The organism is Niallia sp. HCP3S3_B10 (genome assembly GCF_052064465.1).
Lineage (GTDB): Bacteria > Bacillota > Bacilli > Bacillales > Cytobacillaceae > Niallia > Niallia hominis.
The window spans coordinates 39,120-53,256 of sequence record NZ_JBQHVO010000034.1 but is presented as its reverse complement, the minus strand read 5'-3'; the positions used below and the strand labels follow the sequence as shown (position 1 = coordinate 53,256).

The following is a 14,137-nucleotide window of genomic DNA, read 5'->3' as shown; positions in this document are numbered from 1 at the left end:
TACTAATCACCCAATATTAGTATGTAATTCATAATCAATTTTGTACATCTTTATTCAAGCACGTTTGTACATATTTAAATTATCATTTCTACCTGAGATAAAGGAAACACGGTGAACGTTAGTGAGCCGATGTTGACTTATCGTAGGGAACGGGCGCGAAGCCCATCTGCCCCTGGGTGCCTGGAGCTAGACAAATAGAAAAGCGCAGCTGCCTAGGTAGCTGTTTATTTAACACAAAAGGAATAAAAAAATGGAACGGAAACAAAATGGAAGTTGACAATAGCTTGTTTTCTAATCTCACTTTATAATAATAGACAAGATTACAATAGAAAGGATTTATTTATGTCGCAAACTCAAAACATTGAAATTGAATTTAAAAATATGTTAACCAAGAAAGAGTATGAATTGCTTCTTACTCATTTTCACATTCAAGAAGGAGATTTATTTGAGCAAGAAAATCATTATTTTGATACAAGCGATTTTGCTTTAAAGGCTAACCATTCTGCATTAAGAATTCGCAAAAAGAATGACGGGTATGAATTAACATTAAAACAGCCTCATCCAGATGGACTTCTTGAAACAAATAAAGTTCTTTCCAAAGAAGAAAGCGAAGCAATTTTTGCAACTGGGAAAATAAACGATGAGAAAATTTCTCGTCTATTGGTAGAAATGAACATCGAGCCTGCTTCCATTTTATATTTTGGAAGCCTCCGAACTATTAGAGCAGAAAAAACAATTGGAAATGGTTTACTAGTTTTAGATCATAGTTTTTATTTAAAAAAAGAAGATTATGAGTTAGAATATGAAGTAAGTAATCGGGAAGAAGGAGAACTATATTTCACAGAACTATTATCCAGCTTAAACATTCCCGTTAGAAAAACGAAAAATAAAGTACGCAGATTTTATGAAGAAAAATACAAACAAAAATAAATTTTAGTTTATTAATACACCATTTAATGGACCTTCATATATGGTTCCATTGCGTTTTTTAAGATTGTATCTTGAAAATTTTGCTTATAATTAGTTGGCAAAATGGAACAGCCTGAATACACGTAGACTCCTATGGAAGTGGCTCGGCGCCTTCCCCATGGAGAGCGAAGTGTATTCAGGCTGCGTGTAATAACAGCAGACTTCAAGAAAACATTTTTTTAGACTAAAACAAGAAAATGGTCGTGCTTATCGTTAACGGCAATACTTATGTCCCAACCATCTTCATTTTGTTAAACGAAATTTTGCATGACTGTATAAAAGTCCTTATTTTAACAACGGAGGAAAGCAATGAAAATTGATCAATTTAAAGTAATGCTTGAACTCCAAGCTTTACAAGGTTTAAATTCTATGAACACTACAAATAGTAGTGCATCCACCCTTTTCCAAGACTTTCTGAGTAGTATGTTGTCATCCGAATCAACTTTAACAAATTCTATTGAAAACAATACTCTAGGAACTTCTTCCCTTCCTGTAGGAGTGACTAGTAATGTATCCCTTCTACCAATGAACTTAACAAAGCTTTCTTCTTCATCGTCATCTGCCACCGATTACGATGAAATGATTAAAGTAGCTGCGGATAAATATAATCTACCTGAAAAATTAATAAGCTCCGTTATTAAAGTGGAATCTAACTTCAATCCAAACGCTACGAGCTATGCAGGAGCATCTGGATTAATGCAACTAATGCCTAGTACTGCAAAATCATTAGGTGTACAAAATGTATTTAACCCAATAGATAATATCATGGGCGGAAGTAAGTATTTAAAGCAAATGTTAGACAAATATAACGGAGATGTTGAACTTGCTTTAGCTGCATATAATGCAGGGCCTGCTAATGTTGATAAGTATGGTGGTATTCCACCGTTCAAAGAAACCCAGAATTACGTAAACAAAGTCACACAGCAATATATGGCATAATTTCTATCTCGATCTATTTACAAGCTATTTATTTGTACAATGAAATGTGGATTGTTACAATATAATAAAGTAATGTTATAAAAGAACGAAAAAGGAGTTTTAAATATGGTCGAGAAAATGTCGACACCTTATGATCAAATCGGTGAAGCCACATTAAATAAACTTGTAGATATATTCTACAATCATGTTGGTCAACATCCTGACCTAGCTCCTATCTTCCCAAAGGATTTAACAGAAACAGCTCGTAAACAAAAACAATTTCTTACACAATTTTTAGGTGGTCCTTCCCTTTATTCAAATGAACATGGTCATCCTATGCTTAGAGCGAGACATCTACCTTTTCCCATAACAGAAAAGAGAGCACAAGCATGGTTAGCTTGCATGGATCAGGCCATGGAAGAAGTAGAACTAGATAGCGAACTGCGTGATGGGATTTTTTCAAGACTCGTGCTGACAGCAAAACATATGATCAATTCGGAGGAAATCGAAACTAAAAAAGGTGATAACACGTGATGGAAAAAGACTTCTCTATATCCAAGCCGAAAACAGCTGATGATAATTGCCAAGAAAGTAAACCACTTGAAATCTATATGTTTATCGATCCACTCTGTCCTGAATGCTGGGCACTTGAACCTATTATGAAAAAACTACAAATTGAGTATGGACGATATTTCTCCCTTAAACATGTATTAAGTGGTAGATTATCTTCTTTAAATTGTAGTAAGAAAAGCAAGCATGCAAACATTGCTGAATTTTGGGAAAAAACAGCTAGTCGTTCTGGAATGTCATGTGATGGTTCCTTATGGTTTGATAATCCTATTATTTCGCCACATTTACCTTCCATTGCGCTAAAGGCGGCAGAATTGCAAGGCCGGAAATCGGGAATGAAATTCTTACGAAAATTACAAGAGCTTTTATTTTTGGAGAAAAAAAATATTGCCACATTTGATGTACTTAAATCTTGTGCCAAGAGCGTGGGAATAGATGTAATTGAGTTTGTAGCTGATATCCATTCACATAGTGCAGCGAAGGCATTTCAATGTGATTTAAAAATCACAAGAGAAATGGAAGTAAATGAAATTCCGACATTAGTCTTCTTTAATGAAAATATTGAAGAAGAAGGAATTAAAGTCACAGGTTATTATCCTTATGAGATATATGTTCAAATCATCGAAGAAATGCTGCAAATTCAACCAGAAAAAGCAGCGCCACCACCACTCGAAAACTTTTTAGAGTGTTTTAAACTTGTTGCGTCCAAGGAATTATCTGTTGTTTATAATAAATCGATACAAGAAGTGGAAAAAGAAATGAAGAAATTGCAATTACAACAACTAGTAGAACAAATACCTGCTAAATACGGGGTGTTTTGGAAATATATCGGTTAGTAAATAAGGGATATGGCATATCTACAACAGATGCCATGTCTATTTTTTTATTTTGCTTCAAAATAGGAAAGATAAAAAGGAATCCTAAAAAAATAAAAAAGGACTTGCTGTCTCAAGGCAAGGCCTTTTTTATTTTTTTACGAACAAAGGGGATGGGAGAAATTTTTCACGGTCAAACAAAGGGGTATAAGTTTGTATGTGATTAACTTCACAACTATATACTATCATAGGTCAATCAATTTTCGCAATACACTCGATACTTTGTTCACAAAAGCGTCAAAATTAAAGACGTTTTTGTAAAGATTATCGTCATTTCCCGTCCGCTCTTTCTGAGAATACAACTCCTCCAAATTTACTGAAAAAGTATAGAAATGCAAAATCCATTAGACAAATAGGGGCTAGATTATTTTATGCGCCAGCATCTCCTACAATATCTTAGCTTAATAACTCTATTTACAGGAATCTATACTTCTTAATTTATTATTCATCTTTTAAATCTTTTATTAATTTTTTCATTTCATTAATTTCTTCTATTTGCGTACTTATAATTTCATCAGCGAGACTTCGGACTCTTGGATCAGTTATTTGAGCACGCTCACTCGTTAAAATGGCAATGGAATGATGGGGAATCATTGCTTCCATATAATCCACATCGTCAACAAGTGTTTGGCTCCTCAACAAGTATAGGGAAAGAAAAAAGACAACTACACTTCCAATCGCAATCATTATATTTACTTTCCGATTTTTTAACATTTTAACCATAAATACTAGCATAATCAGCGCCATTGTCGCTCCCATCAACAAAGCCATATACGCTCTTGTTTCACTAAAAAAAATATGGTCCATTTTATAAGTACTCAAGTATTTAAATAGAAACATGACAATTGTTGAGGTTAAAACCATTCCAAAAAACTTTACATATGGCTTCATAAAAAAACTCCCTTTCTATTAATTTTTAGAATTAACCCCCTCCGATTCTCAAACATCCCTTCTTAGAGATTTCTCTTCCCTAACTACAATTAAACAAAACCTCATCCAAATAATATGGAGTATTTCATATCATAGAATCCCTTATAACCTAAAATCCATTTATTACCAATAGAAGTATAATCAGATTTTGCTTTAGTCAACTATTCCTTAGCTTTTTGATGACTTTATCGAATATCACGGTCTGCCAATTTTATTATATTAAACTAAACCTTTTGAAACATAGATAGTCCTAAAATTCACATGCCCTATCCCTTTGTTCGAAGTAATTTTTTATCTATTAATCAATGATTTTCTAGAAAACAAAATAAATGAACAAAAAAAACGAGTAAGAGAGCTGTCTCTCCTACCCGTTTTTCATCCTACAGACTATTATAGTTCATTCAATAAGCTTTCCATTTCATTTAATTTTTCTTCAAATACCTTACAAGCCTCTTCAATTGGTGTTTTGCTTGTCATATCTACCCCAGCTTTTTTAAGAACCTCAATTGGATAATCGGAGCTTCCAGCCTTGAGAAAATCGATATATCGCTCAACAGCAGGCTTTCCTTCCTCCAAAATTTGTTTACTTAAGGCCGTTGCAGCACTATAGCCAGTCGCATATTGATACACATAGAAATTATAATAGAAATGCGGTATTCTTGACCATTCTAATCCAATTTCCTCATCAATTACGATGTCTTCTTCACCAAAATACTTCTGATTTAATGCGTAGTACTCTTTTGTCAATAAATCAGCAGTTAATGGCTCATTATTACTTGCCTTTTCATGAATTAGTTGTTCAAATTCAGCAAACATCGTTTGACGGAATACTGTACCTCTGAATCCTTCTAGGAAATAATTAAGCAAGTATAAACGTTTTTGCTTATCCGTAATCGTTTTAAGCAAATAATCATTTAACAAGGATTCATTACAAGTAGAAGCAACTTCAGCGACAAAGATGGAATAATTCCCATATGGATATGGTTGTGATTTTCTTGTATAGTAGCTATGCACAGAATGGCCAAATTCATGAGCTAATGTAAATAAATTATTCACATTATCCTGCCAGTTCATTAAAATATATGGATTTGTTCCGTATGCGCCTGAAGAATAGGCACCACTTCTCTTCCCTTTATTCTCATGGACATCCACCCAGCGATTTTCAAAGCCTTCTTTTAAGATTGAAGCATATTCTTCTCCTAGAGGTGCCAAACCTTTCACTACTAATTCCTTCGCTTCATCATAAGGTATTTCCATCTTTACATCCTTTACTAACGGTGTATAAAGATCATACATATGAAGCTTTTCTACTCCAAGAACCTTTTTGCGAAGCTTCACATAGCGATGCAATAATGGTAAATTTTTATTTATCGTTTCCACTAAATTTTCATACACTTGTTCAGGAATATTATTCGCAGCCAGTGCAGCATGCCTTGGTGAGCTATAATTTCTTATCTTTGCATTGAATGTATGATTTTTTACTTCTCCACTTAAAGTGGAGGCAAACGTATTTTTAAATTTTCCATAGGTGTCATAAACGGCCATAAATGCATCATGACGTACTCGCTCATCTGCGCTCTCTAAAAAACGTGAATAACGGCCATGAGTAACCTCTACTTCTTCTCCATTCTCATCTTTAATGGTTGGGAATTCTAAATCAGCGTTATTAAGCATTCCAAATGTATTGCTTGAAGAATCCAATACTTCTGATGCTTGTGCTAACAATGCTTCCTGTTCTGCACTTAATACATGTGGACGTTGCAAGTTAACTTCTTCTAACGCCTTTTTATATAGCTGTAATTCTGCTTTTTCTTCTAAAAAAGCATTGATTACTTTTTCATCAATAGACAATAATTCTGGAACCATATATGCAAGAGCACTTGCAGCTTGGGCATATAAGCTTTTAATACGGCCATCTACCCCTTGATAGTAACTGTTCGTTGTATCTTGGTCATACCGCATATGTGCATATGTATATAATTTTCCGAGCCTTGATAAAAGCTCGTCTTGATACTGCAAAGCTTCATAAAGAACATCTGCGCTATCTGCCAGCTTGCCTTGATATTCTGTTGCCTTTTGTGATAAATTCTTTACTTCTTCAAATTCTTTATCCCATTCTTCATCAGTCACAAAAATATCCTCTAATTTCCAAGTGTCCTCAACTGGAATTTCATTGCGTAATGGTAATTTCTTAACACTTGTTTCTGTTGACATACTAAATCCTCCACTCTTATCCTTCGTAATTCGAAAATAAACCATAATACATAGTTCTCTTTTTATAAACTAATTCCTTCTTTATTGTAACAAAATTCCGGTTTAATTCCGATTATAAGCATTTGACCAATACTATTATCATATGTAATTTCTCCTTTTTCATTATCATTTATTGCTTATCCATCATATTTTTTAATCGCTGATAAAACAGTACTTCTTCTTGTGTTTGTCTCTCATAATTACTTATTTTTTTCTGATGAAGAAGTCGAAAGAAATTGGGTTTTATTTCTTCCAAAACTTGGATACTCACAAGCATTTGTAAATAATGCTTAACGACGGTTTTCCATTCTATGTTTTCTAGAAAAGGAAACTCTCTTATTTTAATTTGTCCTGCCTTTATTCTTTTTTGAAAAAAATCATAAACTTTTTGAAGTGGATAAATTTTCTTTTCTTCATTAAGACAAAAGCTATCGAGAAAAATATATGCTTGCCAGAATAGTGGTGGTGTTTCAAAGAGGAAACCTTCTTTTACAGGGATTCCGATAAATGGTGGCAAAAAATGAGGATGTAATTCACCGGCATAGAGTTCTTTTAAAAAATGATCATTCGTCTTAGTAGGATAATGTAAATCTTTTGTTTTTTGGCGGTTTAGTAGCTCACGCCAATAGGAATAATGGATATTCATGCTTGGAATTTTCGGGAGACTTTTCTCTAATTTCACTAAGGGATAGGAAGAAGTAGAGATAAAAGTTTGAGAGACGGAGATTGGAATGGGATTGTGAAGCAAATAAAAGACCTTATTAAATGGGCAATATATTGGTAGAAGATACTGGCTCTGATAGAAAGTGAGAAATTGAAAAATAAAAGCAGTAAGTTTCAATTTGATTGGATTCCATTTTTTTATTTGATTAAAGCCAATAATCCATATGGGCTGAATATTAATTTTTCGATAGCCATCTGTACGCTTTTTTACAAATTGAGGAGAAATGACGGCACACTGAAATTCAATTACATACTTTTTATGATGTAAGATAAAGCTGATATCTCCCCGTTGCTTTATTTCTGGATAATATGGTTCTAATTCTGGCTGAAGATTTACTTGAAGTAATTTTTGATATAATTGAAGCTTCCCTTGCAAATGGTAGGAAGACTCAGCCTCTCCGTTACCTGAACAGCAGTCTTTCCTTTGATGGGCAAAATGAGTAATCTTTTTTGTCCCCATTTTCAAAATGACACGTCCTTTACATTCTGGACAATATGTCGGAATATTTTTCCATGCTTTTAGTTCTTCCTTGTCTCTCATAGTAAATAAATTAATAATGCTTCCTTTTTCGGTCATGGCAGTAAACAAATACAAATCCCTCCCTTTGATTTCTTTCCTAATACTTATTCTTTTTTGTCCTTCCGAATCCTTCAAGAATATTAATTTTCATGTAAAAAATGCAAAAAAAACTATCTTTGTCCAAGAAAGATAGTTTTCCCTGTTGCAAGGCTTGCTTTATAACAATGGTGACAATAATCTAGAAGTGGATTCAAGCATCCTATACCCATAATGCCTTTTATTAAAGCTCGCCACTTCTAATTCAAGTGAGTGTTTGATGTCTTCCTTATAATCTTTTACTAGTTTTTCTATACTCCTTGTTTTATATAAAAAAGCACTTACTTCAAAATTTAAATGAAAGCTCCTCATATCCATATTACAAGTCCCAATGGAGGCTATTTCTCCATCCACAATAATAATTTTGCTATGCATAAATCCTCGATTGTATTCAAAAATCCTTACACCTGACTCTAATAATTCTGGAAAATAGGAACGAGAAGCATGGAAAACGATTCGTTTATCTGGTTTACTAGGTACAAGTATGCGAACATCCACTCCACTTAGAGATGCTATTTTAATTGCAGAAAAAATGTCCTCATCTGGAATAAAATATGGAGTGGCAATCCAAATCGATACTTTCGCAGTCGTAATCATACTGAAAAATATACTTTTAATAACACTCCATTCATTGTCAGGACCACCGGCTATTAATTGTACTCCACCATGTGAATTTTCCTCAGAAACAGGTGTTAAGTATTCCTCTGTTAAAAAACTATGACTAGTCATGTAGAACCAATCTTGGAGAAAAATTAATTGCAAAGATCTTACTGCATTACCTTTCACAAGTAAATGAGTGTCTCTCCAATATCCAATTGAAGGATTTCTCCCTAAATACTCATCCCCAATATTCAGCCCACCAACAAAGCCCACATTTCCATCCACAATAATAATTTTACGATGATTTCTAAAATTAAATTTGCTATTAAAAAAAGGCATTTTAACAGGCCCAAATGCAATTACTTCAATGCCAGCCTCTTTCATTTCTAGGCAAAACCTTTTAGAAAGCTTCCAAGATCCAACTGCATCATATAAAAATCTAACTTGTACCCCAGCCATTGCTTTTTCAACTAATATGTCCTTAATCTGAGAACCGATTGCATCATCTCTTACTATATAATATTCCATGTGAATATGGTGTTTCGCTCGCTTCAGTTCATCTAAAATAGTAGAAAATGTTTCCTCACCATCTGTTAACACCTGTGTTGAGGTACCAAAGGAGATTGGACTATTTCCAAGCTTCTCAGCTAGGTGAAATAAATTGCGTTGATGTCCGTCTAGAATCTTTCTTTTCTCTTCTGATTTAGAACCAATATCTTGCTCAATCTTAAGAAATGCTTCTTTATCCAAAAAGTATTTTTTTCGATAAACTCTTTCCTTCTGATAGTTCCTGCCAAAGAATAAATAAAAGACAAAACCAATAATCGGAAAACTTCCTAAAACAATTAACCATGTTAGTGTTTGTGTTGGGTGTCTATTTTCAAAAAATATAACAAATCCAATAAAAATCACTGATAAACTTATTACTAAACTTAACTGCCCGTAAATTCCTCCCCGAATAGAAAAAAATAAATTAAACACATAAACAAAAAGAGCTGCAACAACAAAAAATAATCCTAACCTAGCAGTATGATTCATAGCAAACACCGCCATTCTCCCATTTACTTACATTAAGCTTAGCTCTATTCATTATTATTCCCTTATATTTACCCACAATGTCAATTTAATACTCGCTTTAAAAGCTGCTAAATTGCTCTTTTGAAAAGAACACTAATGAACCCACAACTCCTTGAAAAAATGAGGCCACTGAAAAAGTGAATTACCTGGTGAATCGGTAGTTACCAAACCTTTCTAACTTAGTGTAGGTTTTTGTTTTCCGAGGCTTACCGCACGACTCACCGGGGCGAGCGCCGAGCCGCTTCACAGCTCACGCTCCTGCAGGGTCTCGGACTTTCTCGCATCTCCCGTAGGAGTCGAGCGGACGCCTCTCCAAACCAACTTATTATTCGCTTTCAAATAAATAAAACCTCATTTTATTTGGAGAACTAGACTTTTTCAGTGCCCTCGAAAAAATAAGGCTAATTTTCTATTTAATAAAGGTGTCTATATCTATTAAAAATGAAAGACAATTATACATGCTTCACTGTGATTCTTTGGCCTATATACACAAAGAAGCTCTACAATGCAGGCACTAACCGAACATTGTAGAGCTTCTTCTTCACTTCCAAATATTATTGTTGTATCCTATTTTTTAATGAAAGTATTTTCTTAACTCCATAAATACTTCGTTCTCAATAATTATTTTTCCGTATTCTTGGAGAACATGAATTGTCATTTTGGAATCTTCTTGAGCATATTCTAATAAAATGCTTAATGCATTTTCTACTTCCTCTTCTGGTATTTCTTCGTCAAGGAACTGTACAAATAAGTAGTATTTATCATTATAGGTATAAAGTTTGGTATCAATTCCTTCTAGTCCCTGTAGTTTGGATAAGGAGATGATGTCCTCAAAATCTTTAAATGTTAGTATAAATTCAAGACTGTCATCGTATTCTTCTTCCCCATCTTTAATGGTAAAGTGTTGATCCATCAAGTCTTCAAATCTTTCATCTACTGGTAAATCCTTCAACTTATCCTCAGGGATAGAAATTTCAAACTTCTGTCCATCTTTTGAAAGCTGTGCTTTTGTAACGAGAATTTCCAACCCTTTTTCTAATGCCTGAACCTGAATCCATAATGGTCCATCAAACATGAAGTCTTCTTCTTGATGCACTTCATCCATCATTTCCCAAAATAGTTCTTCACTACGTTCCCGATTATACCAAATCTCCTCACGCTTAAAACCACGTTCTTCTATATCAATATACGAAATATAAAACTTTACTGTATGATCATTAATTCTTTCAATTTCCATACGCTAACACTCCCTTCAGACTATGATGGAAGGGACAAGAGACCCCCATACAGATTTGTTTTATTCCTTACAATAAATCGTTCTGAAATAAAAATTTATATTTTCCTTGTATTGTACCTTGTACCTTATATTTTATGACAAAAGCTGTATAAATGGAATTAAAATATCTTGGGATCGAAAAAAACCATTAAATACCCATTCAAAAAACATTCACAATTCTCAATTTTCTAAAATAAGCACAGCTTCATTCAGCCTCAGGTTTTATTTCTTTTTAATACCTTATTCCTGTTTCGTTATATTTAGTAGTATTACCTCATAGAAATTATTTCAAACTAAAAAGAAAAAGCAAATAACTATCCGTTTTATCCAAACATATTGATTTTCAGTTTAAGCTAATCATTTAAACTTTTACAAAGCATTCGTTCGTCGCTTCTCTTCCTATTAATAGGATTGAGCCTATTTCCCAAATAAAAAATAAAAATCTGACCAAAGGATGATAAAATCACATCCTATAAAGTCAGATCTTTTTATACTTGCTTATAATTAGTTAACTAATCGTTGAGCTTCTCTTAATTGGAAAGTACGAACTTTTCTTGGTAAGAATCGACGAATTTCATCTTCGTTATACCCAACCTGCAGCCTTTTTTCATCAATTATAATTGGGCGTCTTAATAGCCCTGGATTATTTTGAATAATGCCAAATAAATCTTGTAGCGGCATTGTTTCTAAATTCACATTTAGTTTTTGAAAAGTTTTGCTTCTTGTTGAAATAATCTCATCGGTTCCATCTTCTGTCATGCGAAGAATTTCTTTTATCTCGTCAATTGAAAGAGGCTCTGAGAAAATATTTCTTTCTTTATAAGCAATTTCATGTTCCTCTAACCATGCTTTTGCTTTTCTGCAGGATGTACAACTTGGTGAAGTGTATAATGTTACCATTTTACAAATTCACGCTCCCTTTATTTAGACATGTAATTAACTACATTCATTATAATTATAAATAACTTGAATTCTTTTTTCGAAAATTCTTAAATTATAATTAATTCAATCAAGTAATTTATATTAATTATTATACACTAATTATTTGCTTTATGGTATATGTTTTGAAAAAATTATCCACAAGTATGATTTTTTTCTGTTTATAAGCTTCTATTCTTTGCAATGTTTGTTGGTGTTCTCCTCCTTTATGTAAGAAAAACTCGTTATACTTGTACGAATTCCTCTCTTATTTTGTTGCTTATCATTATAGACGTTTGAAAACAAAAAAAGTTTCAAAAATTTACGGTATCTGTTAGGATATTTGTTTTAAAAATGACCTTATTTTTTAATACCCCTTATTTCTTTTCATTAAACCTATTTCTATTCTCAATTAAAATGTTTTAATGAAAATACGACCTTTACAGATCGTTCATCCTCAACCTATCTTCCTCAAGGGGATTTTATCTTTGCAAGCTAATTAAATTTCGTCAAAAATGTTTTTTTGTTCTTCCTCATCGTTCAATTGCACTACTTTTTCAACTGGTTCATAAGCTTCCCCGTAAAAATGGACATCCTTATATGTATGAATTTTATTATATGTCTTTACCAATGCCTGATAAACGACATCTTCTCCTTCATTATTTGGAGCCCAATAGAGAATTTCCATCGCATTTACTTCTCTAGTTGCTAATGACAACCGTCTATAACCAATCGTTTTTGCATGTTTAAATCCTTCACGCTGATAAAATTTCAATCTCTTTTTTGTATCACTATCCTTATAATTTATAGGTTCCACTTCTAATATAATTGGTTTCCCCTTCTTTTTTAGCTTCTCAACTAATTGATGTCCAAGACCTTGCCCTCTGGCTTCATTAGAAACAAATAAATAATCTATAAAAATAAAGTCCTCCGCTTCCACATACATCAACACATGATATTTGTCTTCATCCTTATGATAATACTCTGGAAAATCCTTAAGCAAAGCTTCCATATGTTCTTGCGATTTCATTTCTTCAACAGGAAAATATTCATTAAGTTTATCGTACCAATGCATTTATTAATCTCCTTTTTCTTCTTTGTTATTCGGTATATAGTTAACATTTTTTGTATAATTATTTCCAGCATTCCATAATAAAAACTCAGAAACCCCTTGATCATTTAAGGCTTGTATCTGCTTTTGAATCTCCTCTTGTCCATATACTTGATAATTATCTTTACCAAGCCATGTCGCTGTGAAGTCTTGGAGCCATGGTCTTGAAATTGGCGGTTTGTCAAGTTGATTTAACTTTTGCTTTTCGACTTTTATATACTCGCTCACAAGTTCATAAGGATGGAGGTCTGGTTTTTCAATGCCAAAATAGGAAGACCAATGGCTTGGATAAATCATCGATGAAATAACATCAACATGTTTACTTATTTTTGAAAAGTTTTGCCCAATACCTGGTGCTTGATCTAAGGTTGCTGTGTATCCAAATATATCAACAGAAACCTTTACATCATATGGTTCGAGTTTTCCTTTCGCATATTCAACAAAATCTGTAACAGCTTCTACTCTTTTTTCCCCTTCTGTTACATTTAATTTCTCATAATCACCCTTCGTATAGGTTAATTTATCTGCCTTATTTTCAAATCCTTCTGGAAAACGAACATAATCAAACTGTATCTCTTGGAAGCCCATTTTCGCCGCTTCCAATGCTAGATTGACATTATATTCCCAGACCTTTTTTTCAAAGGGGTTCACAAAAGCTTCTCCCCTTCCATTTGTCCAAACCTTTTCCCCTTGAACAAAAGACCATTCTGGTTTTTCCTTTGCCAGCACTGAATCTTTAAAAACAACAATGCGTGCAATCGGATAAATTTTCTCTTTTTCAAGCTGCTCCAATAATGCTTTCATGTTCTTTATAGAATCACTCCCAATTTTCTGATAAGGAGAGCTTTCTTCCGGCATAAAGGTCAAATTTCCATGGTCTTCTTTATAATCAATTACCATTGCATTTAAATCCGTATTTTTTACTAAATTGATTAATTGGTTCCACTTGCTCCCACCAATTGAGTGGGCATTTACATATATACCTCTTACCGCATCTGGGTATGAAAAAGTAAAGGAATTGGTTTTCAATCTTGGTAAAGTAGCTGGCAATTGTTTTATCATAACTTCCATTTGTTTTACTGGTTGTTTAGGAATGACCTTCTCCCCTTTAGCCAAAGCGACATTAGGGAATAATAAAGATATAGTTAACCCGAAGGATATTAGTTTTTTATTCACGGCGATAACTCCCATCTATGTACAGTATCCATTATCCACTATCTTGGTATAAATTATGTATTCCTTTTATTGTAACAACTCAAACAAACTTAGGCTATTACTGTTTTTTCTCTTTTGCCACCGTG

Annotated in this window: 12 protein-coding genes; 4 read left to right on the top strand and 8 right to left on the bottom strand. The window is 33.3% G+C overall.

Going from position 1 to position 14,137, the window contains the following annotated elements:
* Positions 1-342: 342 nt before the first annotated feature.
* The 4 genes from ACTNDN_RS15085 to ACTNDN_RS15070 all read left to right on the top strand — a co-directional run bounded on the left by ACTNDN_RS15085 (position 343) and on the right by ACTNDN_RS15070 (position 3,293).
* Positions 343-930: a CYTH domain-containing protein gene (locus ACTNDN_RS15085; RefSeq protein WP_031539987.1), complete on the top strand. Its 588-nt coding sequence runs from the start codon at positions 343-345 to the stop codon at positions 928-930.
* Positions 931-1,278: 348 nt separating this feature from the next.
* Positions 1,279-1,908 carry a lytic transglycosylase domain-containing protein gene (locus tag ACTNDN_RS15080; protein WP_031539986.1) on the top strand — a complete coding sequence of 210 codons (630 nt, stop codon included), beginning with the start codon at positions 1,279-1,281 and terminating at the stop codon, positions 1,906-1,908.
* A gap of 105 nt (positions 1,909-2,013) precedes the next feature.
* The gene (locus ACTNDN_RS15075) at positions 2,014-2,421 is read left to right on the top strand and encodes a globin domain-containing protein (protein WP_031539984.1); all 408 of its coding nucleotides are present in this window, start codon (positions 2,014-2,016) and stop codon (positions 2,419-2,421) included.
* The gene (locus ACTNDN_RS15070) at positions 2,421-3,293 is read left to right on the top strand and encodes a ClpXP adapter SpxH family protein (protein WP_031539983.1); all 873 of its coding nucleotides are present in this window, start codon (positions 2,421-2,423) and stop codon (positions 3,291-3,293) included. Before ACTNDN_RS15075 ends, ACTNDN_RS15070 begins: the two co-directional genes overlap by 1 nt.
* Before the next feature lie 480 nt (positions 3,294-3,773).
* Here ACTNDN_RS15070 and ACTNDN_RS15065 read toward each other — a convergent pair whose 3' ends face one another.
* The 8 genes from ACTNDN_RS15065 to ACTNDN_RS15030 form a co-directional block, all read right to left on the bottom strand.
* Entirely contained in the window at positions 3,774-4,223 is a 450-nt protein-coding gene (locus ACTNDN_RS15065; RefSeq protein ID WP_031539979.1) for a DUF305 domain-containing protein, read from the bottom strand.
* A gap of 429 nt (positions 4,224-4,652) precedes the next feature.
* A complete protein-coding gene (gene pepF / locus ACTNDN_RS15060) occupies positions 4,653-6,476 on the bottom strand; it encodes an oligoendopeptidase F (protein ID WP_441131380.1) in 1,824 nt (607 codons plus the stop codon).
* Between the two features lie 169 nt (positions 6,477-6,645).
* Complete coding sequence (locus ACTNDN_RS15055) at positions 6,646-7,827, bottom strand: competence protein CoiA (protein WP_441131379.1); 1,182 nt, start codon at positions 7,825-7,827, stop codon at positions 6,646-6,648.
* Positions 7,828-7,974: 147 nt separating this feature from the next.
* Positions 7,975-9,492, bottom strand: coding sequence for a cardiolipin synthase (gene cls / locus ACTNDN_RS15050; RefSeq protein ID WP_031539975.1), 1,518 nt, complete (start codon positions 9,490-9,492; stop codon positions 7,975-7,977).
* Positions 9,493-10,105: 613 nt separating this feature from the next.
* A complete protein-coding gene (mecA, locus tag ACTNDN_RS15045) occupies positions 10,106-10,768 on the bottom strand; it encodes an adaptor protein MecA (RefSeq protein ID WP_031539974.1) in 663 nt (220 codons plus the stop codon).
* 543 nt (positions 10,769-11,311) lie between these two features.
* The gene (gene spxA, locus ACTNDN_RS15040) at positions 11,312-11,707 is read right to left on the bottom strand and encodes a transcriptional regulator SpxA (protein WP_031538220.1); all 396 of its coding nucleotides are present in this window, start codon (positions 11,705-11,707) and stop codon (positions 11,312-11,314) included.
* Positions 11,708-12,224: 517 nt separating this feature from the next.
* On the bottom strand, positions 12,225-12,800 hold the full coding sequence (locus ACTNDN_RS15035; RefSeq protein ID WP_031538219.1) for a GNAT family N-acetyltransferase: 576 nt from the start codon (positions 12,798-12,800) through the stop codon (positions 12,225-12,227).
* Positions 12,801-12,803: 3 nt separating this feature from the next.
* A complete protein-coding gene (locus tag ACTNDN_RS15030) occupies positions 12,804-14,027 on the bottom strand; it encodes a putative glycoside hydrolase (protein WP_035416518.1) in 1,224 nt (407 codons plus the stop codon).
* Between the last annotated feature and the right edge of the window lie 110 nt (positions 14,028-14,137).

Excerpts from the sequence above, each read along its gene's own strand:
- ACTNDN_RS15085 (WP_031539987.1), top strand. The coding sequence starts at position 343 with ATGTCGCAAACTCAAAACATTGAAATTGAATTTAAAAATATGTTAACC.
- ACTNDN_RS15080 (WP_031539986.1), top strand. The coding sequence starts at position 1,279 with ATGAAAATTGATCAATTTAAAGTAATGCTTGAACTCCAAGCTTTACAA.
- ACTNDN_RS15075 (WP_031539984.1), top strand. The coding sequence starts at position 2,014 with ATGGTCGAGAAAATGTCGACACCTTATGATCAAATCGGTGAAGCCACA.
- ACTNDN_RS15070 (WP_031539983.1), top strand. The coding sequence starts at position 2,421 with ATGGAAAAAGACTTCTCTATATCCAAGCCGAAAACAGCTGATGATAAT.
- ACTNDN_RS15065 (WP_031539979.1), bottom strand. The coding sequence starts at position 4,223 with ATGAAGCCATATGTAAAGTTTTTTGGAATGGTTTTAACCTCAACAATT.
- pepF (WP_441131380.1), bottom strand. The coding sequence starts at position 6,476 with ATGTCAACAGAAACAAGTGTTAAGAAATTACCATTACGCAATGAAATT.
- cls (WP_031539975.1), bottom strand. The coding sequence starts at position 9,492 with ATGAATCATACTGCTAGGTTAGGATTATTTTTTGTTGTTGCAGCTCTT.
- mecA (WP_031539974.1), bottom strand. The coding sequence starts at position 10,768 with ATGGAAATTGAAAGAATTAATGATCATACAGTAAAGTTTTATATTTCG.
- spxA (WP_031538220.1), bottom strand. The coding sequence starts at position 11,707 with ATGGTAACATTATACACTTCACCAAGTTGTACATCCTGCAGAAAAGCA.
- ACTNDN_RS15035 (WP_031538219.1), bottom strand. The coding sequence starts at position 12,800 with ATGCATTGGTACGATAAACTTAATGAATATTTTCCTGTTGAAGAAATG.
- ACTNDN_RS15030 (WP_035416518.1), bottom strand. The coding sequence starts at position 14,027 with ATGGGAGTTATCGCCGTGAATAAAAAACTAATATCCTTCGGGTTAACT.